The sequence below is a fragment of the Micromonospora sp. NPDC005206 genome, from assembly GCF_040608175.1.
Taxonomy (GTDB): Bacteria; Actinomycetota; Actinomycetes; order Mycobacteriales; family Micromonosporaceae; genus Micromonospora.
The window spans coordinates 255,148-280,636 of sequence record NZ_JBEXHU010000002.1 but is presented as its reverse complement, the minus strand read 5'-3'; the positions used below and the strand labels follow the sequence as shown (position 1 = coordinate 280,636).

At 71.5% G+C, this 25,489-nt stretch carries 24 protein-coding genes, 1 tRNA gene and 1 other RNA gene; 7 read left to right on the top strand and 19 right to left on the bottom strand.

The window, feature by feature from the left end; translation table 11 throughout:
• Nucleotide 1: 1 nt before the first annotated feature.
• Nucleotides 2–508: a hemerythrin domain-containing protein gene (locus ABZU69_RS03475; RefSeq protein ID WP_354962817.1), complete on the bottom strand. Its 507-nt coding sequence runs from the start codon at nt 506–508 to the stop codon at nt 2–4.
• On the bottom strand, nt 505–1,485 hold the full coding sequence (locus ABZU69_RS03470; protein WP_354962816.1) for an aldo/keto reductase: 981 nt from the start codon (nt 1,483–1,485) through the stop codon (nt 505–507). The genes ABZU69_RS03475 and ABZU69_RS03470 overlap by 4 nt, the downstream gene beginning before the upstream one ends.
• Before the next feature lie 70 nt (nt 1,486–1,555).
• Between ABZU69_RS03470 and mgrA the strand changes: the two genes are divergently transcribed.
• Nucleotides 1,556–2,551 carry an L-glyceraldehyde 3-phosphate reductase gene (gene mgrA, locus ABZU69_RS03465; RefSeq protein ID WP_354962815.1) on the top strand — a complete coding sequence of 332 codons (996 nt, stop codon included), beginning with the start codon at nt 1,556–1,558 and terminating at the stop codon, nt 2,549–2,551.
• Nucleotides 2,552–2,579: 28 nt separating this feature from the next.
• Here mgrA and ABZU69_RS03460 read toward each other — a convergent pair whose 3' ends face one another.
• The 3 genes from ABZU69_RS03460 to ABZU69_RS03450 all read right to left on the bottom strand — a co-directional run bounded on the left by ABZU69_RS03460 (nt 2,580) and on the right by ABZU69_RS03450 (nt 4,418).
• Entirely contained in the window at nt 2,580–3,509 is a 930-nt protein-coding gene (locus tag ABZU69_RS03460) for a lytic polysaccharide monooxygenase (RefSeq protein WP_354962814.1), read from the bottom strand.
• A 136-nt stretch (nt 3,510–3,645) separates the two neighbouring features.
• A tRNA-Ala gene (locus ABZU69_RS03455) sits at nt 3,646–3,718 on the bottom strand.
• 109 nt (nt 3,719–3,827) lie between these two features.
• The gene (locus ABZU69_RS03450) at nt 3,828–4,418 is read right to left on the bottom strand and encodes a YqgE/AlgH family protein (RefSeq protein WP_354962813.1); all 591 of its coding nucleotides are present in this window, start codon (nt 4,416–4,418) and stop codon (nt 3,828–3,830) included.
• A 363-nt stretch (nt 4,419–4,781) separates the two neighbouring features.
• Here ABZU69_RS03450 and mdlC point away from each other — a divergent pair, with 363 nt between their 5' ends.
• Entirely contained in the window at nt 4,782–6,377 is a 1,596-nt protein-coding gene (gene mdlC, locus ABZU69_RS03445) for a benzoylformate decarboxylase (protein WP_354962812.1), read from the top strand.
• Between the two features lie 27 nt (nt 6,378–6,404).
• On the opposite strand, the gene ABZU69_RS03440 is transcribed toward mdlC, so the two are convergent.
• The 11 genes from ABZU69_RS03440 to pruA all read right to left on the bottom strand — a co-directional run bounded on the left by ABZU69_RS03440 (nt 6,405) and on the right by pruA (nt 16,056).
• Nucleotides 6,405–7,361, bottom strand: coding sequence for a hypothetical protein (locus ABZU69_RS03440; RefSeq protein WP_354962811.1), 957 nt, complete (start codon nt 7,359–7,361; stop codon nt 6,405–6,407).
• A gap of 55 nt (nt 7,362–7,416) precedes the next feature.
• Nucleotides 7,417–7,920 carry a hypothetical protein gene (locus ABZU69_RS03435; RefSeq protein WP_354962810.1) on the bottom strand — a complete coding sequence of 168 codons (504 nt, stop codon included), beginning with the start codon at nt 7,918–7,920 and terminating at the stop codon, nt 7,417–7,419.
• 134 nt (nt 7,921–8,054) lie between these two features.
• Nucleotides 8,055–8,744: a hypothetical protein gene (locus ABZU69_RS03430; RefSeq protein ID WP_354962809.1), complete on the bottom strand. Its 690-nt coding sequence runs from the start codon at nt 8,742–8,744 to the stop codon at nt 8,055–8,057.
• Nucleotides 8,745–8,868: 124 nt separating this feature from the next.
• Nucleotides 8,869–9,244: a transfer-messenger RNA gene (gene ssrA, locus ABZU69_RS03425) on the bottom strand.
• 105 nt (nt 9,245–9,349) lie between these two features.
• Nucleotides 9,350–9,829, bottom strand: a complete 480-nt coding sequence (smpB, locus tag ABZU69_RS03420) for an SsrA-binding protein SmpB (RefSeq protein WP_354962808.1) — start codon at nt 9,827–9,829, stop codon at nt 9,350–9,352.
• 149 nt (nt 9,830–9,978) lie between these two features.
• Entirely contained in the window at nt 9,979–10,854 is an 876-nt protein-coding gene (ftsX, locus tag ABZU69_RS03415) for a permease-like cell division protein FtsX (protein WP_354962807.1), read from the bottom strand.
• 67 nt (nt 10,855–10,921) lie between these two features.
• Complete coding sequence (gene ftsE / locus ABZU69_RS03410) at nt 10,922–11,602, bottom strand: cell division ATP-binding protein FtsE (RefSeq protein WP_030331491.1); 681 nt, start codon at nt 11,600–11,602, stop codon at nt 10,922–10,924.
• A 118-nt stretch (nt 11,603–11,720) separates the two neighbouring features.
• On the bottom strand, nt 11,721–12,842 hold the full coding sequence (prfB, locus tag ABZU69_RS03405; RefSeq protein WP_354962806.1) for a peptide chain release factor 2: 1,122 nt from the start codon (nt 12,840–12,842) through the stop codon (nt 11,721–11,723).
• Nucleotides 12,843–12,906: 64 nt separating this feature from the next.
• Entirely contained in the window at nt 12,907–13,422 is a 516-nt protein-coding gene (locus tag ABZU69_RS03400) for a PadR family transcriptional regulator (protein WP_354962805.1), read from the bottom strand.
• Nucleotides 13,423–13,565: 143 nt separating this feature from the next.
• A complete protein-coding gene (locus tag ABZU69_RS03395; protein WP_354962804.1) occupies nt 13,566–14,369 on the bottom strand; it encodes a tryptophan 2,3-dioxygenase family protein in 804 nt (267 codons plus the stop codon).
• Between the two features lie 58 nt (nt 14,370–14,427).
• On the bottom strand, nt 14,428–16,056 hold the full coding sequence (gene pruA / locus ABZU69_RS03390) for an L-glutamate gamma-semialdehyde dehydrogenase (protein WP_354962803.1): 1,629 nt from the start codon (nt 16,054–16,056) through the stop codon (nt 14,428–14,430).
• Nucleotides 16,057–16,408: 352 nt separating this feature from the next.
• Here pruA and ABZU69_RS03385 point away from each other — a divergent pair, with 352 nt between their 5' ends.
• Nucleotides 16,409–17,461: a hypothetical protein gene (locus ABZU69_RS03385; protein WP_354962802.1), complete on the top strand. Its 1,053-nt coding sequence runs from the start codon at nt 16,409–16,411 to the stop codon at nt 17,459–17,461.
• Nucleotides 17,462–17,479: 18 nt separating this feature from the next.
• Here the strand turns inward: ABZU69_RS03385 and ABZU69_RS03380 are convergent, their stop codons facing one another.
• Nucleotides 17,480–17,989 carry a hypothetical protein gene (locus tag ABZU69_RS03380; protein ID WP_354962801.1) on the bottom strand — a complete coding sequence of 170 codons (510 nt, stop codon included), beginning with the start codon at nt 17,987–17,989 and terminating at the stop codon, nt 17,480–17,482.
• 217 nt (nt 17,990–18,206) lie between these two features.
• Between ABZU69_RS03380 and ABZU69_RS03375 the strand changes: the two genes are divergently transcribed.
• Nucleotides 18,207–18,434, top strand: a complete 228-nt coding sequence (locus tag ABZU69_RS03375; protein WP_354962800.1) for a helix-turn-helix domain-containing protein — start codon at nt 18,207–18,209, stop codon at nt 18,432–18,434.
• A 101-nt stretch (nt 18,435–18,535) separates the two neighbouring features.
• Nucleotides 18,536–18,862 carry a hypothetical protein gene (locus tag ABZU69_RS03370; RefSeq protein WP_354962799.1) on the top strand — a complete coding sequence of 109 codons (327 nt, stop codon included), beginning with the start codon at nt 18,536–18,538 and terminating at the stop codon, nt 18,860–18,862.
• 380 nt (nt 18,863–19,242) lie between these two features.
• Here ABZU69_RS03370 and secA read toward each other — a convergent pair whose 3' ends face one another.
• Nucleotides 19,243–22,167, bottom strand: a complete 2,925-nt coding sequence (gene secA / locus ABZU69_RS03365; RefSeq protein WP_354962798.1) for a preprotein translocase subunit SecA — start codon at nt 22,165–22,167, stop codon at nt 19,243–19,245.
• Between the two features lie 168 nt (nt 22,168–22,335).
• On the opposite strand from secA, the gene ABZU69_RS03360 reads away from it, so the two are divergent.
• Both ABZU69_RS03360 and ABZU69_RS03355 read left to right on the top strand, forming a co-directional pair.
• Nucleotides 22,336–23,487 (top strand): GNAT family N-acetyltransferase, encoded by a 1,152-nt coding sequence (locus ABZU69_RS03360; protein ID WP_354962797.1) that lies wholly within the window; start codon nt 22,336–22,338, stop codon nt 23,485–23,487.
• Nucleotides 23,484–24,596 carry a GNAT family N-acetyltransferase gene (locus ABZU69_RS03355; protein WP_354962796.1) on the top strand — a complete coding sequence of 371 codons (1,113 nt, stop codon included), beginning with the start codon at nt 23,484–23,486 and terminating at the stop codon, nt 24,594–24,596. Before ABZU69_RS03360 ends, ABZU69_RS03355 begins: the two co-directional genes overlap by 4 nt.
• A 78-nt stretch (nt 24,597–24,674) precedes the next feature.
• On the opposite strand, the gene raiA is transcribed toward ABZU69_RS03355, so the two are convergent.
• Entirely contained in the window at nt 24,675–25,319 is a 645-nt protein-coding gene (gene raiA, locus ABZU69_RS03350; RefSeq protein WP_354962795.1) for a ribosome-associated translation inhibitor RaiA, read from the bottom strand.
• Nucleotides 25,320–25,489: the final 170 nt, after the last annotated feature.

Sequence of the window (25,489 nt, the reverse complement as noted above, 5' to 3'; positions counted from 1 at the left end):
TTCAGCGGTGGTCGGCCACGTACGACTGCGGGTCCTTGTCGCGGAACGCCAGGTCACGCCCGTTCTTGTGCTCGCCGTAGAAGGTGAGCCAGCGGTGGCCCAGCTCGGCGCGCAACTCACTGCTGGCATGCCGGCGGAAGTCGGGTAGGGCCTCGTCCTCCTCCTCGGCCAGGTGCTCGCTGTTCTCCCGACGGGCCGTGCCGACCGCCGTCCACCAGCGTTCCGAGCCGACGGGGTGCAGCTTGGACTCGGCGATGGCGTCCCTGATCTTGTTGTGGTCGCCGATCGCGTCGGCGGTCTCGTCCTCGCCGTCGTCGCCGTGCTTGACCAGGTGCGGGTAGAGGATCGCCTCTTCGGCCTCGGCGTGGATGTCCAGGTGCAGGGCGAGTGCGTCCCAGATCGCCAACAGCTCCTGCTCGTCGCGGGCGTCGTCCAAGCGGGCGAAGCCGCGCCGGAAGGCGGCGTGGTCGTCCAGGATCAGTGCGGTGATGTCGTCCACTGTGCTCACTTTCCCGTCGGACTGGTGAACCGGGCGCGCAGCATTCGGGGCATCGCGGCGAGGCCGGTGATCGGGCGGAACCGTTTGGCGGCCTCGGCCAGCGCGGCGTACTCGTCGTCGGCGAGGTCGATGTCGGCGGCGGCGGCGTTGCGTTCCATCTGCTCCACTCCGGACGCGCCGGGGATGGCCAGCACGTTCGGGTGGCGCAGCACGTAGGCCAGCGCGATCTGGCTGGGGGTGGCGTCGTGCGCGTCGGCGACCTGGCGCAACGTGTCGATCAGGGCGCTGCCCCGCTCCAGGTTCTCCGGCAGGAAGTACGGGTTGGCCCGCCGGACCGCGCCGGTCGGCGGGTTCTTCGCGTCGTACCGGCCGGAGAGGAAGCCCTGGGCCAGCGGGCTGTACGCGATGACCACCCGGCCGGCCTCCCGGGCGTACGGCAGCAGGTCCTGCTCGGGTGCGCGGTCCACCATGCTGTAGCGGACCTGGTTGCTGAGCACCCGCCGGCCGAGCGCCGCCTCGGCGACCTGCCAGCGGCGCAGCCCGTAGTTGCTCACCCCGACCTCGCCGACCAGCCCGACGTCCTGCAACGCGCGCATGCCGCGCATGGTGGTGTGGTCGGCGACCAGCGGGTGGGGCTGGTGCACCTGGTAGAGATCCAGTGAGGTGACGCCGAGCCGGGCCGCCGAGGCGACCGCCCGCTGCTGCACCACCGCGGCCACCGGCCAGACCGGGAAGAGCTTGGACGCGACCACCACCTTGGGCCGGTCGTCGCCGAGCGCCGCGCCGAGGATCCGCTCGCTGCGCCCGAAGCCGTAGACCTCAGCGGTGTCGAAGACGGTCACGCCCAACTCGAGGGCCCGCCGCACGATCTGCGCCGCCTGGCGCTCGAATTCCGGGCCGTAGCCCCACTCCCGGGAGCCGAACTGCCAGGTGCCCAACCCGATCTTCGACAGCGGTTTGGGAGTGTCGAGCGCGATGAGACGCATGGCCTCGAAGCTACCCCTATGTCCGGCTCCACGCGCCCGATCCCGCGTACCCCGAGCCGGAGCTAGGCTCATGATCGTGACCTACCTCGCCGCGGATGACCGCTACGAAACGATGACCTACCGGCGCAGCGGACGCAGTGGCCTGCGGCTGCCCGCCGTCTCCCTCGGCCTGTGGCACAACTTCGGCCCGGACCGCCCGTACGAGCGCCAGCGCGACATCGTCCGGCGCGCCTTCGACCTGGGTGTCACCCACTTCGACCTGGCCAACAACTACGGCCCGCCGCCCGGCGCCGCCGAGGAGAACTTCGGCCGGATGCTCGCCACCGACCTGAAGCCGTACCGGGACGAGCTGGTGATCTCCAGCAAGGCCGGCTACCTGATGTGGCCCGGCCCGTACGGCGAATGGGGCTCGCGCAAAAACCTGATCTCCTCGCTGAACCAGTCACTGAGCCGGATGGGGCTGGACTACGTCGACGTCTTCTACTCGCACCGGTTCGACCCGGACACCCCGCTGGAGGAGACGATGGGCGCGTTGGACGCCATCGTCCGCTCCGGCAAGGCCCTCTACGTGGGCATCTCGAACTACAACTCCGAGCAGACCGCTCGCGCCGCCGCGATCCTGGGCGAGCTGGGCACGCCGCTGCTGATCAACCAGCCGTCGTACTCGATGCTCAACCGGTGGACGGAGGCCGACGGCCTGCTCGACACGCTGGAGCAGGTCGGCGCCGGCTGCATCGCGTACAGCCCGCTGGCCCAGGGTCTGCTGACCGACCGCTACCTGGCTGGCATCCCGGCCGACTCCCGGGTGCGCACCAGCGTCTTCCTCAACGAGAGCGACCTCAGCGAGGAGAAGATGGCCACCATCCGGGGGCTGGGGGCGGTCGCCGAGCGGCGCGGTCAGTCACTGGCCCAGCTCGCGCTGGCCTGGGCGCTGCGCGACCCGCGGATGACCAGCCTGATCATCGGGGCGAGCAGCGTGGAGCAGCTGGAGACGAACATCGCCGCGCTGGACAATCTCGACTTCAGCGCCGAGGAGCTGGCCGAGATCGACCGGCACCTGGGCTGAGCGCCGCCGGGCGGCGGCGCGGGCCGGGTCACCAGATCCGGCGCCGCCCCGCCCGGTGGTTGCGCACCCCGCACTGCCGTCCGACCGGCGCGGCGCCGGCGCGACGCAGCCGAGCCGCGCCGACCAGCAGCGCGATCACCAGCACGGCGGCGGCACCGGCCAGCATGGGCCACCGGCTGCTGAGGTCGGTCACCGACGCCACGGGCACGCCCGGGTCGGCCGCCGCCGCCACCGCCGGCTCGGTGCCGGCCGGCCGGCTCGCGGCGGTACGCGACACCGCCGGCGCGCCCTTCGTCGCGGCGGCCGGTTTCGGGGTACCCGTCGCCGTGCCGCCGCGCGCCGCGCGGAACACCACGTCGGAGCAGGAGTAGTAGGTGTCCGGGGTGTTGGAGTTCTGCCAGATCGTGTAGATCAGGTGTCGGCCGTCGCGGCCCGCCGGCAGCCGGCCCGGCAGTTGGTACGCCCCGGCCCGCACCGGCGGGTCGGTCACCGTCAGAAACGGGCGCGACTCCAGATCCGCCCAGGTCAGCGGCGCGCGCGGGTCATAGCCGGGCCGGGTGACGTAGAGCCGGAAGCTGCCCCGGTGCTCGATGGTGGTCCGGTACCGGAAGGTGAACCGGGCGCCGGCGGTCAGCTCGGTGCTCGGCCAGTCGGTGCGGGGCAGGTCCAGCCCCCGGTACGCGGAGAGCCCTCCGCTGCACAGCTCACCGTCCGGGATCTTCTCCCGGTCCTGGCCGTTGATCGCGGCGACCCGGACGTTGTCCCACTCGCGTACCGCCGCACCCGCCTCGACCGCCGCCCGGCAGGCGCTGGTGGCCGCGTACCGACCTTCGGGTCCGCACGCCGCGGCCCGGCTGACCGGGCTGGTCGGGGCGCCGTGCGCGGCGGCGGGCGCGGCGCTGAACGGCATGGCCGCGACGGCGACCAGCACGGCGGCGAGCACTCGGCGCACGGTCATGGTGTGACCTCCCGCGCAGTGGTACGGGCGCGGGGCGACAAAGGTTCGACGTCGGGGCGGCCGGGAATCGCGGACCCCTGACCTACAGCCGAAAACGCCCTGACCGGATACTCCCGGTCAGGGCGTTTTCGCAAGGTGGAGCCGAGGGGACTCGAACCCCTGACCCCCACACTGCCAGTGTGGTGCGCTACCAGCTGCGCCACGGCCCCTTGCTGTGTCCCGGTCGCCCGGGCACTGGGAAACTATACACATCCCGTTCGGCATGGTCATCTCGCGGGGTCCCCGCCGACGCCGCCCCCGGGCTCCCGCCGAAGCGGGTCAGTTGAGCGCCACGTCCGGCGGGAAATGGGCGACGGCGGCCATCATCCCGCCCTGCCGGCGCAGCACCATCGGCCACAGGTCGTCCGGCCGGTCGACGAAGGCGTCACCGGGCAGCGCGTCCAGCAGGAACCAGGAGCCGTCGGCGATCTCCTGCTCCAACTGGCCGCTCCCCCAGCCGGAGTAGCCGGCGAAGACCCGGATGCCGCCGATGCTCTCCCGCAGCCGCTCCGGGTCGACCGAGAGGTCGATCGTGCCGACCGCCCCGGAGACCTGGTGAAAGCCCTTGACCCGGCGCAGCGGGTGGCGCATCCGCGCCAGGCAGATGGCCGAGTCGGGCTGCACCGGGCCACCCTCGAAGAGCACCGCCGGGTGACGGGCCAGGTCGTTCCAGTCGCCGAGCACCTCGGCGACCGGCACCTCGGTGGCCCGGTTCAGCACCACGCCGAGCGCGCCGCCCGGCTCGTGGGCGACCAGCAGCACCACCGTACGGTCGAAGTTCGGGTCCTTGAGGGCCGGAGTCGCGACCAGCAGCCGCCCGGTCATCGACTCCATCGCCCGTCCGCCGATCGCCTGGCCCTCTCCCTGCATCCCACACACCCGTCAACCGTGAACCCGCGCCGGGGATCCGCCACCCACCGGATCCGCACGGTGCACCGGGATCATCCGTGCTGTCAACGCCATGCCTGGCACCATAGCCTGCGTCCCGGGTGCTGGCTAAGGTCTGACCGGCGGGTGATCGGACAGTTGAGACGGAGGGCCGATCGGCACCGACGGCGGGCGTCGCGGTGATCGACGGATCGCGTTCCCGCCCCGGCACGACCGGATACGCCAGGGTGCGCGCCCGGTCACGACGCCCGGGAAACGCCCGAAAGGTCCGTCACATCCCGATAGATTCGGCTGATCGAGAGGGCGGCGCGGTCGTCCCTGCGCGCGACACGGAGGCAGGTGGCGATGGCAACGGTCCGGGACGCGACGTACGACGTGCTCCGCACCCTCGGCATGACCACCATCTTCGGCAACCCCGGCTCCACCGAGGAGCCGTTCCTGCGGGACTTCCCGGCCGACTTCCACTACGTCCACGCCCTGCACGAGGCGACGGCGGTCGCGATGGCCGACGGCTACGCCCAGGCCACCGGCGCACCCGCCCACGTCAACCTGCACACCTCCCCGGGCACCGGCAACGGCATGGGCAACATGGTCACCGCCTGGCACAACAAGACCCCGCTGATCGTCACCGCCGGCCAGCAGACCCGCGAGATGCTGCTGCTCGAACCCCGGCTCACCAGCCGTCGGGCCGCCGAGCTCCCCCAGCCGTACGTGAAATGGGGCTACGAGCCGGTCCGGGCGCAGGACATCCCCGCGGCGCTGCTGCGCGCGTACGCGACCGCAGTGCAGCCGCCGGCCGGGCCGGTGTTCCTGTCCCTGCCGATGGACGACTGGGACCAGCCGGCCGACTCCCCACCCGCACCACGCACGGTGGCCACCCGGTTCGCACCGGACCCGCAGCGGCTGGACGAGTTCGCCCGGGCCCTGGCCGGCAGCCGCGACCCCGTCCTGGTGTTCGGGCCCGGGGTGGACCGGTCCGGGAGTTGGTCGACCGCGATCGCGCTGGCCGAACGGCTGGCCGCGCCGGTCTGGTCGGCCCCCGCCCCGGAACGGGCCGTGTTCCCGGAGGACCACCCGCAGTTTCGCGGGGTGCTGCCGTTCGCCATCGGACCGCTGGCCGAGGCGCTGCGTGGACACGACACCGTCCTGGTGGTCGGCGCTCCGGTATTCCGCTACTACCCGTACGTGCCGGGCGATCACCTGCCCGAAGGCACCCGCCTGCTGCACGTGACGGACGACCCGGACGAGGCCGCCCGGGCCCCGGTCGGGGACAGCCTGCTCGGCGATCCCGGGCTGACCCTGGCCGCGCTGCTCGAGCTGGTGCCGCCGGCCGACCGGTCGCCACCGGCGCCCCGGGCCGCCCCGGCGCCGCCGGAGGTCACCGCGCCGCTGAGCGCGGACGCGCTCTTTGCCGCGTTGGCCGCGCACTGGCCGGCGGACGGAGTGCTGATCCAGGAGTCACCGTCCAACCTGTCCGCACTGCGCCGCCGGCTGCGGATCGCCCGCCCGGCGTCGTACTTCACGATGGCCAGCGGCGGTCTCGGCTACGGCCTGCCGGCCGCGGTCGGGGTGGCGCTGGCCGAGCGGGACACCGGGCGCGGCCGACCGGTGGTGGCGGTGGTCGGCGACGGCTCGTTCCACTACTCCGTGCAGGCGCTGTGGACCGCCGCCCGGCTGTCCCTGCCGGTGGTGGTGGTCGTGCCGGTCAACCAGCAGTACGCGATCCTCAAGGCGTTCGCCGAACTGAAAAAGACGCCCGGGGTGCCCGGACTGGACCTGCCGGGCCTGGACATCACGGCGATCGCGGCCGGCTACGGCTGTGCCACCGAGGTGGTCGAAACACCCGACCAGCTCGACTCGGCGCTCGCCGCCGGACTGCGCGCCGACCGCCCCACCGTGCTGCCGGTGCCGATCAGCACCGACGTGCCCACCATCCTCTGACCGGCACTCCCGGCCTGCCTCAGCCGGTCAGCGCGGGGCGATCGACAGCGGGGTGCCGGTGGAGACGTCCAGCACCGGCCGTGCGCCCAGCGGCGCGGCCAGGGTGACGGTGACCGGCTCCAGTTTGAGCAGGTCGGGACAGGGGCCGGTCGACCGGGCGGTGAAGCCCCCGCCGACCACCACCACGTCCGGCCGTTCCCGCACGAGCGGAGTGATCCCGGTGTCGCAGGCGCCGACACCGAGCCGGACGGTCAGCCGCGCGCCGTCGACGGCCGTCAGGTCCTGAGCGGACAGCAGTCCGTCCGGCAGCGGCCGCGCCGGGGCGGTGGGGTCGGGGACTGGAACGATCGCCGTCGGCGCGACGGCGAGCCGCGCCACCGGAACGGCCAACTCCTCGACGGTGAACAGCCAGGCCGGGACCTGCGCCTCGCCCCGGCTGGTGCGGACCGGCACGGTGCCGAGCGTGACGCCGGTGACGGTCAGCGGAAGGCAGGCGGTCTCGGGGCCGCTGCTGACCCAGCCGTCCGGGCCGGGTTCGATGGTGGGGCCGGGGGTCGGCAGTCCGGGCCGCTTCGGTCGCCCGGGGCAGGGCAGCGGGTCACCCTGGTGGAGCTGCCGGTACGCCTCCGCCGCGCTCACCAACGGCAGGGTCAGCCGGCCGTCCGGGAAGCGGATCTCCCCGCCGACCCGGGTGGGCGGAATGGGCACCTGCTCCCGGTACCAGCCGGCCCGGAAGGCGGCCTCGGTGTCGGGGGTGAAGCGGGGGTCGCCGGTCAGCACCGTCGGCCCCTGCAACGGGACGTACCCGGTGCGCCATTCGGGGCCGGGGCGCCACGCCTCCGCGACCTCGGTGGCCCGCTGGTCGAAGGTTTCCGACCGGTGCGCCGGGGCGGTGGGTCCGTCGGCCGGGCCGCCGCCCGTCGGGGCGCAGCCGACCGCGAGCAGCAGCAGGGGCAGACCGAGGAGCAGAAGCGATCGACGCATGCGGGTTTCGACGGTCCCGTCGACGCCCTGGTTCCCGCCGTCGGCGCGCCCACGCTCAGGTCTCGCCACCCAGGTCCGTCTGGTACGCCTGCCACAGCAGGTCCGCGCCGCGCCGCCGATGTCGCGCCAGCGTCCGCAGCAGGTACGCGGCCCGGTGGCGCAGCTCGTCCGGGCTGGCGTCGGACTGCTCGGCGACCCGCTGCACGGCCAGGAGCGCGGCGCCGATCGCCGTGTGCTCCCGGGTCAGCAGCCGGACACCGTGGCAGAGCCGGGGCGCGTGGGTGAGCAGTTCCCGGTAGAGCCCGCCGGGGCCCTCGGTGACCTGGACGTGCTCGGTGAAGCCCTGCCTGACCGGGTGCAGCCGCAGCAGCACGCGTTCGCGCCAGTGCGGCTCGGTCGGCGCCGCGGCGACAGCACGGGCGAGCACGTGCACGTCACCGGTGAGCCCCGCTGGGCGCGGGTCACCGGGCAGCCGCTCGGTGGGGAGGCTGGCCGGATGCGAATGCGCGGCGGGCGGCCGGGCGACGACTGTCGGCTGCTGAACCGGACCGGTGACCATGGGCACCTCCCGCGCTTGCGCTGCTACCGCATACCGCGATGGTGAACCCGCCCGTCCGCCCCTGTCCAGGGCCCCTGGCCGCCTCTTCTGCCCCACCCGCCGCAGTGGTCCCGCGCGCCCCACCCGTATGCGGCTCAACCGGCGAAGGGGTGCTCCGCGAGGCGACGCAGCGCGCCGGCGACAGCGTGCGCGTCGCCGTCACGGCCGTCGGAGGGACGCCCGGTGGTGATCGCGTCGGCCAGCGCCCGCAGCTCGGACGGGGGCAGGGTGGGCAGCCCCATGCCGTGCAGCGGGATGGTGAGCCGCCGTCCGCTCTCGTGGTCGGTGGCGACGATGACCGGCGCGCGGTGCCCCCGCGCCCGCGGGTCGTCGTCCCCCGCCCCGCCGTACGGCACCATCCCGGCGTCGATCCGGGCGGTCGCGAGGTCGACGATGCGGCTGCCGAACGCGCCGCGCACCCGCACCCGACTGCCGTCCAGCCAGGCGGCCGTCCGCAGCACCCGCAGCACCAGGTAGACGCCGAGCAGGGCGAACGGCAGCCCGCACAGCCCGACGAGCCGGCCGGACCCGGACTGGTCCCAGCCGCCACCGCCGCCGGAGTCCCGCAGCGCGGGCGGCAACATCCCCGGTGGCACGTCGCGGGCCTCCTCATAGGAGGCGAACCCGTCGCCGGGGCCGGTCAGCTGGCGCAGCAACCCGTCAGCGACCAGGGGCAGCAACACGAACGCGGCACCGACGGCGGCGACGAACACGCCGGCCAGCACCGAGACGGTGCGCTGGCCGGGTGACGCACCGACCGACAGGCGCAGTTCCTCGATCCGCACAGCCGGCAGCCTAGGCGAGCCGGGCTGCCGGCCGCGTGCTGGCGTCCGCCGGGTGCGAAAACCCGGGGACCCCGGATACGACGATGCGCCCCGGCCGGTGGGCCGGGGCGCATCGCTTTCGAGGTGGTGGAGGTGCCGGGAATCGAACCCGGGTCCTTCGCCGGTTTGTCAGGGCTTCTCCGAGCGCAGCTCGCTGTGCCTCTACTCGGCCCCACCGCTCACGCGAGCAAGTTGGTGTGACGGGCCCAGTCGCTGATTAATCTCGCCGCACGGACCCCGCGACCGGGTCCGATTGGCCAGCCTCCTAGCTGATGCCGGCTACTGGGACGAAGGCGTTCCCAGGCCGACAGACTTAGCTACTCGCCTCAGGCGGCGAGAGCGAAGTCAGCGCGATTGTTCTTGGCGCTTATAAGTTTCCGACGACCGATTCTCGAGACGACGTCGGCTTCCTCGGCTCGCTTCCCCTGTCGCTGCGTACGAAGTCGAAACCAGTCACCCCCTCGACAGGCCGCCGATGTTGGCGGCACTGACAAGACTAACGCCTGCCGCAACGGGTTTCATCCCGAGCCCCGGGTCGGCGTGCCGACCCGGACAAACGGGACAAACTAGTCGTCCATTCCCTTGCCGCGTCGACCGCTGACCCGGGCGATCTCCCGGTCCGCGTCCCGCTTGGCGAGGTCCTGCCGCTTGTCGTACGCCTTCTTGCCCTTGGCCAGGGCGATCTCCACCTTGGCCCAGCCGTCGGAGAAGTAGACCTGCAACGGGACCATGGTCAGGCCCCCCTCGCGGGTCTTGCCGATCAGCCGGTCGATCTCCCCACGGTTGAGCAACAGCTTGCGGGTACGCCGGGGCTCGTGGTTGGTCCAGGTGCCCTGGGTGTACTCCGGAATGTGCATCGCGTGCAGGAACAACTCGCCGTTGCGCTCCTGGGCGAACGCGTCCACGAGCGACGCCCGCCCGGCCCGCAGCGACTTGACCTCGGTGCCGGTCAACGCCATGCCCGCCTCGTACGTGTCGAGGATCGAGTAGTCGTGGCGCGCCTTCTTGTTGGAGGCGACCACCTTGCGCCCCTTTTCCCGTGGCATCGGCGCCACCCCCTCTCCTGATCATCACCCGCCGGGGTCACCCCGGCCGGACAACCGATCATGCTACCTGAATCACAAGGACCCTCCCGCGCCGTTTATTTCCGGCGCGGGAGGGCCCCCGGGAGACGACGGGACGACCCCTACGGTCGCTACACCCGCAGGTAGAAGCGGAGGGTGGTCCAGGCGGTGACGGCGCTGATCAGGCCACCGACGCCGGCCATCAGCGGGAAGATGAACAGGATGTCCCCCCAGCTGATCGGCGAGAGCAGGCCCTCCAGGGCCTTGAGCGACCCGTCGAAGAGCAGATACTTCGCCGCTATCAGTGCCGCCAGGCCGAGCAACGAGCCGATCAGGCCGGCCACGACGGCCTCCAGCACGAACGGCGCCTGGATGAACCAGTTGGATGCGCCGACGAGCTTCATGACCGCCACCTCACGCCGCTTGCTGTACGCGGCCACCTGAATGGTGTTGGCGACCAGCAGCAGCGCGGCGACAGCCATCACGATGGCGGCGGCCAATGCGATGTTCTGGATCGCGGTGAGGATGTTGAAGATCTTGTCCAGCAGTCGGCTCTGGTCGACGATCTCGTCGACGCCCTCGGTGTCCTTGTACTGGTCGTAGATGTTCTTGTACTGCTCCGGGTTGTTCAGCTTGATCCGGAACGACGGCGGAAGGCTGTCCTCCTTGACGGCGCTGATCAGATCCGGCGCGTCCTGGAACATCTCCTGGAACCGCTTGTACGCCTCGGCCTTGTCGACGTAGATGACGTCGCTGACCAGCGGGTCAGCCTCGAGCTTCGCGTTCATCTGCTCGCGCTGCTCGTCGGTCACGTCAGTCTGAAGGAAGATCGAGACCTGGATGTTCTTGTAGTAGAGGTCCTTCATGTCGTCGACCTGGCGGTACATGAGACCGCTGGCGCCGAGCATGGTCAACGAGACCGCCATCGTGATGATCATCGCGACGGTCATGGTCACGTTGCGCCACAGTCCGACCAGTACCTCGGACAGGACGTATTTCACGCGCATCGGGGGTTCCTCCGGGTCTCCGGCATGAAGTGTTCGTCGTCAGGCTGCGCAGGGGTGGAGCGCCGGCTCACCCGTAAACGCCGCGAGCCTGGTCACGGACGATGCGACCGCTCTCAATCTCTACGACGCGGCGGCGCATCTGGTTCACGATGTTGGAGTCGTGGGTGACCATCACGACGGTCGTGCCGGTGCGGTTGATCCGGTCCAGCAGACGCATGATCTCGATCGAGGTGTCCGGGTCCAGGTTTCCCGTGGGCTCGTCCGCCAGGAGGATCAGCGGACGGTTCACGAACGCCCGGGCCACGGCGACCCGCTGCTGCTCACCACCGGAGAGCTCGTGCGGGTAGCGGTGCTCCTTGCCACCGAGCCCGACCAGCTCCAGCACCTCCGGCACGACCCGACGGGCAACCGCCTTGGTCTTGCCGATCACCTCAAGGGCGAACGCCACGTTCTCATACGCGGTGCGGTTCGGCAGCAGCCGGAAGTCCTGGAAGACGCAGCCGATCGAACGCCGGAAGTGGGGTCGCTTCCAGGAGCGCATCGAGGTGACGTCCTTGCCGTTGACGACCACGCGCCCCTTGTTGGGGGCGACCTCGTGCAGCAGCATCTTGATGATCGTGGACTTGCCGGAGCCGGATGGACCGATGAAGAAGACGAACTCGCCCTTCTCGATCGAGACGGACACGTTGTCGAGCGAAGGCCGGGACGCCTTCGGGTACGTCTTCGTCACTTGCTCAAGCTGAATCACGGGTGGTGAGTCTACGCGGTGTGACGACAGAGCCAAGCCCCACGCCCCGCACAGACGGTGCGCGTCCTCGAATTAGGGTCTTACCGGGAGATCGACGACGCGCTCCGCCTGCGTGTGATCACGCACCGTCGCCGGCGATCTGACGCTGCTTGCGCCAACGGATACCCGCTTCGATGAAACCGTCCAAGTCGCCATCGAAGACCGCGCTCGGATTGCCGGTCTCCTGCTCGGTTCGGAGATCCTTCACCATCTGATACGGGTGCAGAACGTAGGAGCGCATCTGGTCGCCCCACGAGCCGGCGGCGTTCTCCTTGAGACCCTCAAGCTTGGCCTGCTCCTCCTGGCGCTTGCGCTCCAGCAGCCGAGCCTGGAGCACCCGCAGCGCGGAGGCCTTGTTCTGCAGCTGAGACTTCTCGTTCTGGCAGGTCACCACGATGCCGGTCGGAATGTGCGTGAGCCGGACCGCCGAGTCGGTGGTGTTGACGCTCTGCCCGCCCGGGCCGGAGGAGCGGTAGACGTCGACCCGCATCTCGTTCTCCGGGATGTCGATGTGGTCGGTCTGCTCGGTGACCGGCAGGACCTCCACGCCCGCGAAGCTGGTCTGCCGGCGGCCCTGGTTGTCGAACGGGCTGATCCGGACCAGCCGGTGGGTCCCCGACTCGACGCTGAGCGTGCCGTACGCGTAGGGCACCTTGACCGCGAAGGTGGCCGACTTCAGGCCCGCCTCCTCGGCGTACGAGGTCTCGTAGACCTCGGTCGGGTAGCCGTGCCGCTCCGCCCAGCGCAGGTACATCCGCAGCAGCATCTCGGCGAAGTCCGCCGCGTCCACGCCGCCCGCCCCGGCCCGGATGGCGATCAACGCCTCCCGGGAGTCGTACTCGCCGGAGAGCAGGGTGCGGACCTCCATCTCCTGGATGGCCTTGGTCAGCCCGGTGATCTCCGATTCGACCTCGGTCAGCACGCCCGGGTCGGACTCGGCCTCGGCCAGCTCCAGCAGCACCTGGGCGTCGTCAAGCTGGGCGCGCAGGCTGCCCAGCTTGCTGATCTCGCCGTTGACGTACGACAGCTGCGAGGTCACCTGCTGAGCCTTGGCCTGGTCGTCCCAGAGGTCCGGGGCGGAAGCCTCCTCCTCCAGCCGGGCCTTTTCCTCGTGCAGACGGTCAAGGTTGAGGACGGCCTCGATGTTTCGCAGGGTGGCGTCGAGTTCCTTGAGCTGTTCGGCGTAATCGGCAGCGGTCACGACAAACAAGCGTACTGTGCCGTGGGCAGCTCAGCTCGTTCCGTATGCGTGAACCCGCCGATCGTCACCCGACGGGGGCGGACTTCAGCCACGACAGGGCCGCGCGGTGGTAGGCGACGGCGAACTCCAGCGCGCTGGCGTCGTACGTCTCCCCGTCCCGTTTGGCGTTCTTCACCTGTTCCCGCACCTGGGCGAGGGCCTCCGTGTGGTATTCGTTGGCGGAGGCGTACAGGCCCTTGAGCTGGCTGGCGGAGTGCAACTCGCCGAAGGCCATCCGGAGCGCTATCGGGTTGCGGATGGTGTCCCGCCCCGGGTTCTCCGTCAACCAGCGGGAAAATGTCCGTTTCCCGCTGGCGGTGAGCGAGTACGGCTGACTCATCCGCGGCCCGGGCTTGCCGAGCCGCACAAAACCCCGCTCGGCCAGCACCGGCAACTCGCGGTAGACCTGGCTGCGGGTCATCGACCAGTACGGCGCCAGCCGACGCTCAGCGGCGGCCATCAACTGGCCACCTGTCATGGGACCCTCGTGGAGCAGCCCGAGCAGGGCCGCCGCCGTGGGGTTGACTCCGGAATCCGCCATGCCCACTACGCTGCCACTTTGCGCTCCCGGCGTCCAGGATTTGCCGGTTTGCCACCCGACAGGACTTCCTATGTGCACTGTCGGTCGCAGACAGTCTGCTGAGGACTATCGATGGATTGCGCGGACCGGTCGCGCCGACCCGGTCAGAGCCGGCTGCGCAGCTCCCACAACTCCGGATAGAAGCGCGTCTCCACCCGGGACCGCAGGTAGGCGCCGCCCGCCGACCCGCCGGTGCCCGGCTTGGTGCCGATCTGCCGCTCGGCCATCAGCACGTGCCGGGCTCGCCACAGGGAAAATGCCTGATCGTGGGCGACCAGCGCCTCCGCGAGGTCCCAGAGCGGCCCGAACCGCTCCCGGTCCGCGGCGATCCTGGCGTACGCCGCGAAGCGCGCCTCGGCGTCGCCGACCGGGAACCCGGCCCGGGCGAGCACGGCCAGGAAGCCGTCCCAGAGGCTCGGCTCGACCAGTCGCCGTTCCAGTCGGTCCCGTTCGGCCGGCGGCAACCGGCGGAACCGGTGCAGGAAATCCGGGTCCTTGAGCCCGGAGAGGAACTCGATCTCCCGGAACTGCACCGACTGGAACCCGCTGGCCGGGGCGAGCTTGGTGCGGAAGGCCAGGAAGTCCTGCGGCGTCATCGTGTCGATCACGTCGACCTGGCCGACCAGCACCCGCTCCACCACGTGGCAGCGTTCCAGCCGCACCCGGGGCAGGTAGGTCTCGCCGGCCAGCATGCGGTCCCGGGCGTCGGACAGCTCGGCGAGCAGCAGCTTGAACCACAGCTCGTACACCTGGTGGATGGTGATGAAGAGCAGTTCGTCGTGGGAGGCCGGGTCGGACTCCGGCACCTGCGCGGCGAGCAGGTCGGCCAACCGAAGGTAGTCGCTGTAGGTGAGCAGGCCGCCCTGCTCGCCGAAGCGAGGGTCGGGCGCGGGGGTGGGGTGCGTCACCCCGGCCAGGCTACCGCCGGCGGCAGCGCCACGCGCGCCGCCGGCGGTCGACCGCCTCTCAGCCCATGTGGGGGTACGTGTGGTCGGTCGGCGGCACGAAGGTCTCCTTGATCGTCCGCGGCGACACCCAGCGCACCAGGTTGAGCCAGGAACCCGCCTTGTCGTTGGTGCCGCTGGCCCGGGCGCCACCGAAGGGCTGCTGCCCGACGACCGCGCCGGTGGGCTTGTCGTTGATGTAGAAGTTGCCGGCCGCGTACCGCATCCGCTCACCGACCGCGTCGACCACCCGACGGTCGGTGGCGAAAACCGACCCGGTCAGCGCGTACGGGGCGATCGACTCGGCCTGCGCGACCACGTCGTCGAAACGGGCGTCGTCGAAGACGTGCACGCCCAGGATCGGCCCGAAGTACTCGGTGGTGAAGGTCTCGTGGGCGGCGTCGCTGCACTCGAAGAGCGTCGGCCGGACGAAGTACCCGACCGAGTCGTCGGCGGTGCCGCCGGCCAGCACCCGGCAGGTGTCGTCACCGGCGATCAGCTCCAGCGCGGCGGTGTGCCGGGAGAACGCCTTGTCGTCGATCACCGCGCCGCCGAAGTTGCTGAAGTCGGCCACGTCGCCGTAGGTGAGCGAGTCGGCGGTGGCGGCCAGCCGGTCCCGCAGGCCACCCTCCCAGAGCGAGCGCGGCACGTACGCCCGCGAGGCCGCCGAGCACTTCTGGCCCTGGTACTCGTAGGCGCCGCGGATCAGCGCGGTGTGCAGGGCGTCCACGTCGGCGCTGGTGTGCGCGACCACGAAGTCCTTGCCGCCGGTCTCGCCGACCAGACGGGGGTAGCCCCGGTAGCGGGAGATGTTGTCGCCGACGGTCCGCCACAGCTGCTGGAAGACCTTGGTCGAACCGGTGAAGTGGATGCCGGCCAGGTCCGGGTCGGCGAGCACGACGTCCGAGACCTCCTCGCCCCGGCCGGTGACCATGTTGATCACGCCGGGCGGCAGGCCGGCGGCCTCGAACAGCCGCATGGTGAAGTGCGCGGCGAACTGCTGGGTCGGGCCCGGCTTCCAGATCACCGTGTTGCCGAGCAGCGCCGGTGCCGAGGGCAGGTTGCCGGCGATGGCGGTGAAGTTGAACGGGGTGACCGCGTAGACGAAGCCCTCCAGCGGGCGGTGGTCGAAGCGGTTCCAGACGCCGGGCGAGGAGCTGGGCTGCTCCTCGAGCAGGCGCCGGGCGAAGTGCACGTTGAACCGGAGGAAGTCGATGAACTCGCAGGCCGCGTCGATCTCCGCCTGGATCGCGGTCTTCGACTGCCCGAGCATGGTGGCGGCGTTGAGCGTGTCCCGCCACGGGCCGGCGAGCAGCTCGGCGGCGCGCAGGAAGATCGCGGCGCGCTCCTCGAACGGCAGCGCCCGCCACATCGGGGCGGCGTCCTTGGCCGCCTTGATCGCGGCGCGGGCGTCGTCGTGGGTGGCGTGCGCCGTCACACCGAGCACGTGCGCGTGCTTGTGCGGCTGCACGACGTTGATCGGGTCGCCGGCGGCCATCCGCTGCTCGCCGCCGATGGTCATCGGCAGGTCGATCCGCTCGGCGGCGAGCTCGGTCAGCCGCCGCTGGAGCCGGTCCCGGTCGGGGCTGCCCGGCTCGTAGTTGCGAACCGGCTCGTTGCGCGGCTCGGGTACGGAGAACACGGCATCCATCAAGGCTCCTGGCGATCTCGACAGCGGTGGCGAAACCGGACCCGCGGGCACCGACCGGACGGTCGAACACCGGACGCCGCACGGGAGGGCCGAGCTGCGGCGGGACCTCCCACGATTCTTCCATGCTGGGGTGCCCGCCTCACCTCCACCACCGCCGTCCCGCCAAGGACCGCCCCACCCCTCCTCTCCTTACCGATGAGACGCGGGCGGGTGAGCCGGCCCGGACAGCGGGCACCCGTCCGGCGTGAGCCGCGCCGGTCGGCACCGGTCGCGGCCGTCCCGTGACGGCGGAAGGTCCATCGGGCCCGCGTACCCTGAATGGTCGGTGACCTGCCGCCTCGAAGGGGAGACGATGACCAAGCAGCCCGGCCGCGTCCCGGCCGCGGAGTCGGACGAGCCGGCGGTCGACCCGGCCATCCCCAGCGGTCGGCCCGTGGCCGCGCCCGGCGCCGCCGTGCTCGCGCTGCTGGCGCTCGGCTGGCTGGCCGCCATGCTCTGGTCGACCCGGGAGGCCATCGCCTCGTCGGCGGCCGGGGTCACCGCGATCAGCCTCTCCGCGTTCGCCCTGCCCGGCGTGATCTCCGCCGCGCTGGTCGCCGGGGCGGCCGTCGCCCTGGCCTTCGGCAACCTGCTGTCCCGCCGGTACGGCGACGGGGTCACCCTGCGCTTCGTCGGCGCGATCGGGGCGGGGATGGTGGTCGGCCTGGCCGCCGCGCTCGCGATCAACCTCACCTACTTCGACACCTCGACCACCAACGTGATCGCGGGCACCACCGCGGCTGCGGCGATCATCGGTGGCGCGGTGGCCGGCGCGCGGACGGCACCGGCGGTCGGCGCGGCGACGGCCGCCGCGCTGGGCACTCTGGTCTTCGTGGTCGTGTTCAGCCGCGCCCGGGACCCGCTCTTCGACCTCTTCGGCGCGGGCGACAGCCAGGAGTCGCTGGTCAACGCGGCGAAGTGGGTGTCGCGCACCGAGTCGCTCGCCGCCGGCCTACTGGCCGGGCTGCTCGCCTTCGGCTACCTGCGCTGGGCACGGCGACAGGCCGTGCGGCGCGATTCCGGCGCGCCGGCGCTGCGCTGGCCCGCGTACCTGCTCGCCGGAGCAGGGCCGGGGCTGCTCCTGCTGCTCGCCGAGGTGATCATCCGGATCGGTGGACGGTCGCTGCTCGACCTGGCCGGCGCGCTGAGCGAGGCGGACGCGGTGGCGCAGACCTCGCTGGGCACCTCGCGGGTGGACAACGGCATCTGGGTGCTCTTCGTGGGCGCGCTGACCGCGCTCATCGCGTTCGGCCGCACGCTCGGCCCGGCTCGGCCCGACGACGAACCCGTTGCGGCCGACGACTCCCCCGCACTGGACGCCGACGCGGACGACGCGGACCCGGCCGAGGTCGACCGGGCCCGCTGACCCCGACCGGCGTCCGGCTCAGCCGGCGGACCGGAGCAGCTGGTCCAGCTCGCTCACGTCGTACCACTCCAGCTCGTGGTCCTCGGCGCCGTCGACGGTGAACTGGGCGTCCGGGTCACCGGCGGCGGCCTCGGCCACCACGTCGGCCGCGGCGGCGACCTCCTCGACCGCGTCCGTGCCGTCCACGTGGATCGCCGCGACGGCGCCCACCGGCACCATGTCGGCCAACGTCACCGTGCTGGAACCCAGCTCACCATCACCGCGCCCGAGCGCGGCGCGCGGCAGGTCGGCCGAGATGACGACCCGGCGGCGGGGCGCGGCCGGATCGGCGCGGAGTAGGTGCAGCGCGTCCTGGGCGGCCCGGGTGAACGCGACGTACTCCAACTCCTCCTCATCGCCCTCGGCGTACCACTCGCGCAGCGCCGGGGTCACCGCGTGCGCCTGGTCGGCGGTCAGCCCCTGCTCACGCAGGTGGGCCAGCATCGGTACGGTCGCCGGCACGTACACCCGGACAAGCTCGTCGGTCACCGGTCGTCTCCCCGCTCAGTCCTCTACCGGCGGCCGCCGGCCCGGGCGCAGATCATGCCGCACGCCGTGACCGTCATACACCTCGCATCCAGCCGGTGGAAGTTCCCCGCCGGTGTGTCCCGCCGCGCCTGGCTCGTCGCCGGGCCGTAGGGGGTGCTGGGCGGTCCGGGCTGTCGATGGCAAACTGAGGCAAACGACAACAACCCCGGGAGTTCCTGTGGAGCCGAGGTTCCTGCTGCTCTCCGACGTCGCCGCCGAGCTGAACGTGTCGGACTCGCAGGTCTACCACATGGTGCGCAGCGGGGAGCTGCCGGCGATCAAGATCGGTGGTCGTGGCCAGTGGCGGGTCGAGCGCGCGCGGCTGGAGGAGTACATCGCGCACAAGTACGCCGAGACCGCCGACTGGGTCCGCGGCAACCCGCTCGTCGACCGCGACACCGAGTAGCCACCGCTATCCGCTGTGCCATTGACCGAGGCCGTTCCATGGCCCAGAATTGAGTGAGTCGAAGGCAAACGAAGGCAAACGCAAGATCAGAAGGGGCAGCGATGAGTGAATCGCGATCCGGTCCGTCCCGGCCACCCGTGCGGCTGCGCCCCGTCCCGCCCATCGACCCTCCGTACGCCGACGAGGCCGACGTGGCGTACTGGCCGCCGACCCACGGCCAGTTCGCCCTCGACCTGTTCGCCTCGACGAGGCCGGACCCGGTCCGGCCGCCGGACCGCCGCGCCGCCCTCCGCCGGGTTCCGGCGCGGCCCGGCATCCACCCGGTTCCGCCCTCGCCGCCGGCGACCACCCCGGAGTCGATCCGGGTCGCGCACCGCTTCGTCGACACCTGCCTGGAGGTGGTCAACGGCTACCGCTCGCCGGCATAGTTGCGACCCCTGGCTGGCTCTGCACCGCCCTCCAGGTCCTCTGACCCGCACCTCCGACACCGCGACGCCTCGGGACCACACGCGCGCAGGCCGGCGCCTGCCTGCGGGCCGCCGGCCACGGGCTACAGACCAGATGATCGCCCCGGTTTACCGGAAATCGGGTCGTCGGGACACCCGACCTTTCCGTGGCCACCGTCCGGCAGGCGTGTGCCGAAAGAGGGCTATACCTGTGAGTCATAGATATGACTCACAGGTATAAGGCTCATCAGGAACAGGTCGCCCCGGGAAGCCGAGCCATGGCGCGCCGGACGGGCACACGCGGGTCCGGGGACACGAACAGGCCCCGGCCAGTTGGCCGGGGCCCGTCGAGGTGCTGTCGGTCAGCCGCCGTTGGGGGCGCCGTGGCAGCGCTTGTACTTGCGGCCCGAGCCACACGGGCACGGCGCGTTGCGGGACGGGCCGTTGCTGGCCTCCGCCTGGTTCGGGGCGGGCCGTCGGGAGGCGGCCGACGGGACCGCCGGGCCGCGCAGCCCGGAAGCCGGCCGCTGCGGAGCCGACGGAGCCGTCCGCCCCGGCGCCGCCGGGGCACCCGGGGCCGGTCGACCCACACCGAGCGCCGGGGCCTGCTGCTCGGCCTGCTCGACGGCCACCGCACCGGGGCTGGCCTCACCGTCGATGGTGGGGGCGGAGTATTGCAGGCCCTGCCGCTGCGGCGCGCGGTTGAGGCCCTTCGCCCGGATCTCGACCGGCTTGTCGAGCAGCGTGACCTCCTCCGACTCCGCGGCCGGCTCCGGCTCGGTCACCTGGACGTCGACGTTGTAGAGGAAGCCGACCGTCTCCTCCTTGATGCCGTCCATCATGGTGGCGAACATGTCGAAGCCCTCGCGCTGGTACTCCACCACGGGGTCGCGCTGGGCGTACGCCCGGAGGTTGATGCCCTCCTGGAGGTAGTCCATCTCGTAGAGGTGCTCGCGCCACTTGCGGTCGATCACCTGGAGCAGCACCATCCGCTCGAGCTGGCGCACCCCCTCGGTGCCGACCTGCTCCTCACGGCGGTCGTACGCGGCGTTCGCGTCCTCCTTGAGGCGGGCGACCAGGAAGTCGGCGTCCATGCCGGCCCGGGAGCCGCCGGCCTCCTCCTCCAGCTCCTCGATCGTCACGCCGACCGGGTAGAGCTGCTTGAGGCTGGACCAGAGCTGCTCAAGGTCCCAGTCCTCGCCGTAGCCCTCGGAGGTGGCACCCCGCACGTACGCCTCGACGGTGTCGTCGATCATGTTGCGGACCTGGTCGGAGAGGTCCTCGCCGTTGAGCACCCGCAACCGCTCGGCGTAGACGACCTGGCGCTGCTTGTTGAGCACCTCGTCGTACTTGAGCACGTTCTTGCGGATCTCCGCGTTCTGGCCCTCGATCTGGGCCTGGGCGCTCTTGATCTGGCGGGTGACCATCTTCGACTCGATGGGCACGTCCTCCGGGATGTTGAAGCGCTCCATCACCGCCTCGACCGCGCCGGCCCGGAAGCGCCGCATCAGCTCGTCCTGCAGCGACAGGTAGAAGCGGGACTCGCCGGGGTCACCCTGCCGGCCGGCGCGACCGCGCAGCTGGTTGTCGATCCGCCGGGACTCGTGCCGCTCGGTGCCCAGCACGTACAGTCCCCCGGCGGCGGTGACCTCGTCCGCCTCGGCGTCGCAGGCCTGCTTCCACGTGGGCAGGACCTCCTCCATCGCCTTGGCGTACTCCTCCTCGTTCTCCAGCGGGTCGAGGCCGCGCTGGCGCAGCTCGTTCGCGGCGAGGAACTCGGCGTTGCCGCCGAGCAGGATGTCCGTGCCACGGCCGGCCATGTTGGTGGCCACGGTGACCGCGCCCTTGCGCCCTGCCTGGGCGACGATCTCGGCCTCCCGCGCGTGGAACTTGGCGTTCAGCACGTTGTGCGGGATGCCCCGTCGGCGCAGCAACTGGGAGAGGATCTCGGAGTTTTCCACCGAGACGGTGCCGACGAGCACCGGCTGGCCCATCTGGTGCCGCTCGGCGATGTCCTCGATGACCGCGTTGAACTTGGCCTTCTCGGTCTTGTAGATGACGTCGGGCCGGTCCTCGCGGACCATCGGGCGGTGGGTCGGGATGCTCACGACGCCGACCTTGTAGACCTTGTTGAACTCGCTCGCCTCGGTCTGCGCCGTACCGGTCATCCCGGACAGCTTGTTGTAGAGGCGGAAGTAGTTCTGGAGGGTGATGGTGGCCAGGGTCTGGTTCTCCTGCTTGATCTCCACCCCCTCCTTGGCCTCGATCGCCTGGTGCATGCCCTCGTTGTAGCGACGGCCGTGCAGGATGCGACCGGTGAACTCGTCGACGATCAGGACCTCACCGTCGCTGACGATGTAGTCCTTGTCGCGCTTGTACAGCTCCTTCGCCTTGATGGCGTTGTTCAGGTAGCCGACCAGCGGAGTGTTCACCGACTCGTACAGGTTGTCGATGCCGAGCCGGTCCTCGACCTTGGCGACGCCGCGCTCGGTGACCGCGATGGTGCGCTTGGAGTGGTCGACCTCGTAGTCGCCCTCGCCGTCGGTGCCGGGCTGGAGCCGGGCCACCACGCCGGCGAACTCGCCGTACCAGCGGGCCGAGTGCTCGGCCGGGCCGGAGATGATCAGCGGGGTACGCGCCTCGTCGATCAGGATCGAGTCGACCTCGTCGACCACTGCGAAGTTGTGACCTCGCTGGACCAGTTCGTCCCTCGACCAGGCCATGTTGTCGCGCAGGTAGTCGAAGCCGAACTCGTTGTTGGTGCCGTAGGTGATGTCGCACTCGTACGCGGCCTTGTGCTCGCTGGCCGGCCGGTTGGGCAGCACCACGCCGACGGTCAGCCCGAGAAACTCGTGCACCCGACCCATCCAGGCCGCGTCGCGCTGGGCGAGGTAGTCGTTGACGGTGACCACGTGCACGCCGTCGCCGGAGAGCGCGTTGAGGTAGACCGCCATGACCGAGGTCAGCGTCTTACCCTCACCGGTCTTCATCTCGGCGATGTTGCCGAAGTGCAGCGCCGCGCCGCCCATCACCTGGACGTCGTACGGCCGCTGGCCGAGCACCCGTGCGGCCGCCTCGCGGGCCACCGCGAACGCCTCCGGCAGCAGGTCGTCGAGGGTCTCGCCGTCGGCGAGCCGCTCGCGGAACTGCTCGGTCATGCCGCGCAGCTCCTCGTCGGTGAGGTTGACGTAGTCGTCCTCGATCGAGCTGACGGCGGCGGCGATGGCCTTGAGCCGGCGCACCATGCGGCCCTCGCCCGCGTTAAGGACCTTTTCCAGAATCGACACGGATCAACGCTCCCCTAGACAGTCTCGAACCATCGTAGGCGCTCCATCGGCGCGATGGTCACTGGTGGCGGTGGTCCACCCCGCCGAACCCGACATAACTCGCGTGCCGGGTGCGGACCGGACGTTATCCGGTTACGCCGTTGGCGAACGTTCCGGCACGATGCACTGGTGGAGCCTGTGGAGATCAACGAGGACGGCCTGCTGTTGCGGCCCTGGCGAAGCAGCGACGCCGACGCGGTGCACCGTGCCTGCCAGGACCCGGACATCCAGCGCTGGACCACCGTACCCCGCCCGTACCGACCGGAACACGCGCACGGATTCGTCAGCGACCTGAGCGGACGGGCCTGGGCGGAGGGCACGGGCGCGCCGTTCGCGGTGTGCGACCCGGCCACCGGCGACCTCCTCGGCTCGTGCGGGCTGGTCTCCATCGACGCCGGCGGCACCGGTGAGATCGGCTACTGGACGGCCCCGTGGGCGCGCGGTCGAGGCGTGACCGTGCGGGCCGCCCGGGCGGTGGCCCGCTGGTCCTTCGGCACGCGGGGGTTGCGCCGGCTGATCTGGCAGGCCGAGGTGGGCAATCACGCCTCCCGACTGGTCGCGCTCCGCGCCGGGTTCCGGATCGACGGCCGGCTGCGGTTGGCCGACCCGGCGCCGGAGGGCGGCGCGGACGGCTGGATCGGGTCGCTGTTGCCCGGTGAGGTGCCGGCGCCGGGTTCGACCGGGCCGGCCGGACCCGGCACGCTGGCCGCCCGACGGGCCGCCGTGTTCGGCCGCCCGCAGCCCACCCTGTTCGCCACTGCCCGGCCTGGCGAGCTGCGGCTGCGCCCGATGGAGGAGCAGGACCTGGACGCCGTCGTGGAGACCTGCCGCGACCCGGAGACCGTCCGCTGGACCACCGTGCCGGACCCGTACGAGCACGCCGACGCGCAGTGGTACCGCGGCTTCAGCCAGGAGGCCTGGGCCCGGGGAGACGCCGCCTGCTACGTGCTCGCCGACCCGGACGACCGGTACGCCGGCTCGGTCGACCTGCGGCTCTCCCCCGCGGATCCGCTGCTGGCCGATGTGGGCTTCATGACCGCCCCGGCGGCCCGCGGCCGGGGTTACATGCCGGTCGCGCTGGCCGCGCTGAGCGCGTGGGGCTTCACCACGCTGGGCCTGGCCCGGATCGAGTGGAGAGCGAACGTGGGCAACACCGCCTCCCGCCGGGTGGCCGAGAAGGCGGGCTTCGCCTTCGAGGGGACCGCCCGGGGCGGGGTGCAGCACCGGGGCGAGCGGATCGACGCCTGGGTGGCCGCACTGCTCCCTGAGGACCTGACGTGACGCCGCAGCAGGTCGTCGAGGCGCACGGGGTACGGCTGCGCCCGTTCCGCGCGGATGACGCCGCCGACGTGGTCGCCGGCTGCGCGGACCCGGTGAGCCAGCGGTTCGTGCCGAGCCTGCCGGCGCCGTACACCGAAACCGACGCCCGCTGGTGGATCGGCTCGGGTGCCCCGGCGGCCTGGACCGGGGGCGGCGCGGCGTACGCGGTCGCGGACCCGGCCACCGACCGGCTGCTCGGCGGGATCGGGCTGAGCTACCCGGTGCCCGACCGGGGTCAGGCCGAGATCGGCTACTGGGTGCGGCCGGAGGCGCGCGGGCGAGGGGTGGCCGCAGCCGCCACCCGAGCGCTGAGCGAGCACGCGTTCGCCACCGGGACGATCCGGCTGGAGTTGCTCACCGATCCGGAGAACGGGCCCAGCCAACGGGTCGCGCTGGCCGCCGGCTTCCGGTACGAGGGGGTACGCCGGTCGGCCGGCCCGAGCCGGGGCGACGGCCGGCACGACCTGCTGGCCTGGGTACGCCTCGCCGGCGACCCGCCCGGGCCGACCGCCCGGCTGCTGCCCGACCTGCCCGGCGGGGTGCTCACCGACCAGGTGGTGGCGCTGCGCCGACTCGCCCCGGACGACGCCGAGCTGTTGTACCGGCTGCACAGCCGGCCCGAGGTGGTGGCGAACCAGGCGCCACCGGTGCCGCCGGAACGGGCCGCGATCGAGCGGCGCTGCCGGCTCGCGGAGAGCGGGTGGCTGACCGGCGACATCGCCCGACTGCTGATCACCGACCTGGCCACCGGCGAGCCGGCGGGCAGTTGCGGGTTGTCGTACACGGATGTGGCCAGCGGGGAGGCGTCGCTGGGCTACGCGTTGCTGCCCGACTGGCGGGGCCGGGGGTACGCGACCCGGGCCGTCCGGCTGCTCGCCGGCTGGGCGTTCGGGCCGGCCGGTATCGCTCGGCTGACCGCCGGCACCGTGCCGGAGAACACCGCGTCCCACCGGGTGCTGGAGCGGGTCGGCTTCCACCGCGAGGCCTTGCAGCGTGCCCGGCTCCCCGGCCTGGCCGGCACCCGCCTCGACGACCTGACCTTCGCCCTGCTACCCGCCGACCTCCGCTGACAGATCATGGAGTCGTGGTGGGCGGTCCGCACCGTTTCGCGGTCGCCGCGCCCACCACAACTCCATGATCAACCTGGGTCAGGGCCGGTCGGTGGCGAGGGAGATGATGCCGTAGTCGTAGGCGTGCCGGCGGTAGACGACGCTGGGGCGGCCGGACACCTTGTCCTGGAACAGGTAGAAGTCGTGGCCGACCAGTTCCATCTCGAAGAGCGCGTCGTCAATGGTCATCGGCTCCGCCGGGTGCACCTTCTCCCGGGCGATGTGCCACGGCTGCCCGTCGTGCTCGTCCTCGACCCGCTCCACGAGGGCCGTGCCGGACCGGGCGCCGTCACCCGGCCCGCTCAACGGGGCGGCCACCAGGTCCTCGACCGGCAGGCCGGCGGTGGCGGCGGCGACGGAGATCGGCGCGTGCCGACCCCGATGTACGCGGCGGCGGTCGGCCGCGCGGCGCAGCCGGGTGTCGAGCTTCGCGATGGCCGCGTCGAGCGCGCTGTAGAAGTCGTTCGTGCACGCCTCGGCCCGGATCACCGGGCCCCGGGAAACGCAGGTGATCTCCACCCGCTGGCAGTGGTCGGCCTGGCGCGGATTGCGCTCGTGAAACAGCTCGACATCGACACGAATGAGTTTGTGGTCGTAGCGTTCGATCTTTGCGAGTTTCTCGGCTACGTGCACCCGGTAATGGTCCGGCACTTCGACGTTTCGGCCCTTGACCACGATGTCCACGTGACCTCCCTTGTTCGGACGGTCTTCGATCCGGTTTACCCGGCCGCGCGCCCTGGGGAGCCCCGCTGGCGTCGACCGGTCAGTGCGGCTACGCCTCCTCTCACCGCCGAGGGCGGGTGGGTATGACCTCCTACCCCCGACAGCGAAACGCTAACTCGTGTTCGTGCGGC

Bases quoted from the DNA above. Each gene is read 5' to 3' on its own strand.
- ABZU69_RS03470 (WP_354962816.1), bottom strand. From the start codon at position 1,485: ATGCGTCTCATCGCGCTCGACACTCCCAAACCGCTGTCGAAGATCGGG.
- mgrA (WP_354962815.1), top strand. From the start codon at position 1,556: ATGATCGTGACCTACCTCGCCGCGGATGACCGCTACGAAACGATGACC.
- ABZU69_RS03460 (WP_354962814.1), bottom strand. From the start codon at position 3,509: ATGACCGTGCGCCGAGTGCTCGCCGCCGTGCTGGTCGCCGTCGCGGCC.
- ABZU69_RS03450 (WP_354962813.1), bottom strand. From the start codon at position 4,418: ATGCAGGGAGAGGGCCAGGCGATCGGCGGACGGGCGATGGAGTCGATG.
- mdlC (WP_354962812.1), top strand. From the start codon at position 4,782: ATGGCAACGGTCCGGGACGCGACGTACGACGTGCTCCGCACCCTCGGC.
- ABZU69_RS03440 (WP_354962811.1), bottom strand. From the start codon at position 7,361: ATGCGTCGATCGCTTCTGCTCCTCGGTCTGCCCCTGCTGCTGCTCGCG.
- ABZU69_RS03435 (WP_354962810.1), bottom strand. From the start codon at position 7,920: ATGGTCACCGGTCCGGTTCAGCAGCCGACAGTCGTCGCCCGGCCGCCC.
- smpB (WP_354962808.1), bottom strand. From the start codon at position 9,829: ATGCCACGGGAAAAGGGGCGCAAGGTGGTCGCCTCCAACAAGAAGGCG.
- ftsX (WP_354962807.1), bottom strand. From the start codon at position 10,854: ATGCGCGTGAAATACGTCCTGTCCGAGGTACTGGTCGGACTGTGGCGC.
- ABZU69_RS03400 (WP_354962805.1), bottom strand. From the start codon at position 13,422: ATGGCGGATTCCGGAGTCAACCCCACGGCGGCGGCCCTGCTCGGGCTG.
- pruA (WP_354962803.1), bottom strand. From the start codon at position 16,056: ATGGATGCCGTGTTCTCCGTACCCGAGCCGCGCAACGAGCCGGTTCGC.
- ABZU69_RS03385 (WP_354962802.1), top strand. From the start codon at position 16,409: ATGACCAAGCAGCCCGGCCGCGTCCCGGCCGCGGAGTCGGACGAGCCG.
- ABZU69_RS03370 (WP_354962799.1), top strand. From the start codon at position 18,536: ATGAGTGAATCGCGATCCGGTCCGTCCCGGCCACCCGTGCGGCTGCGC.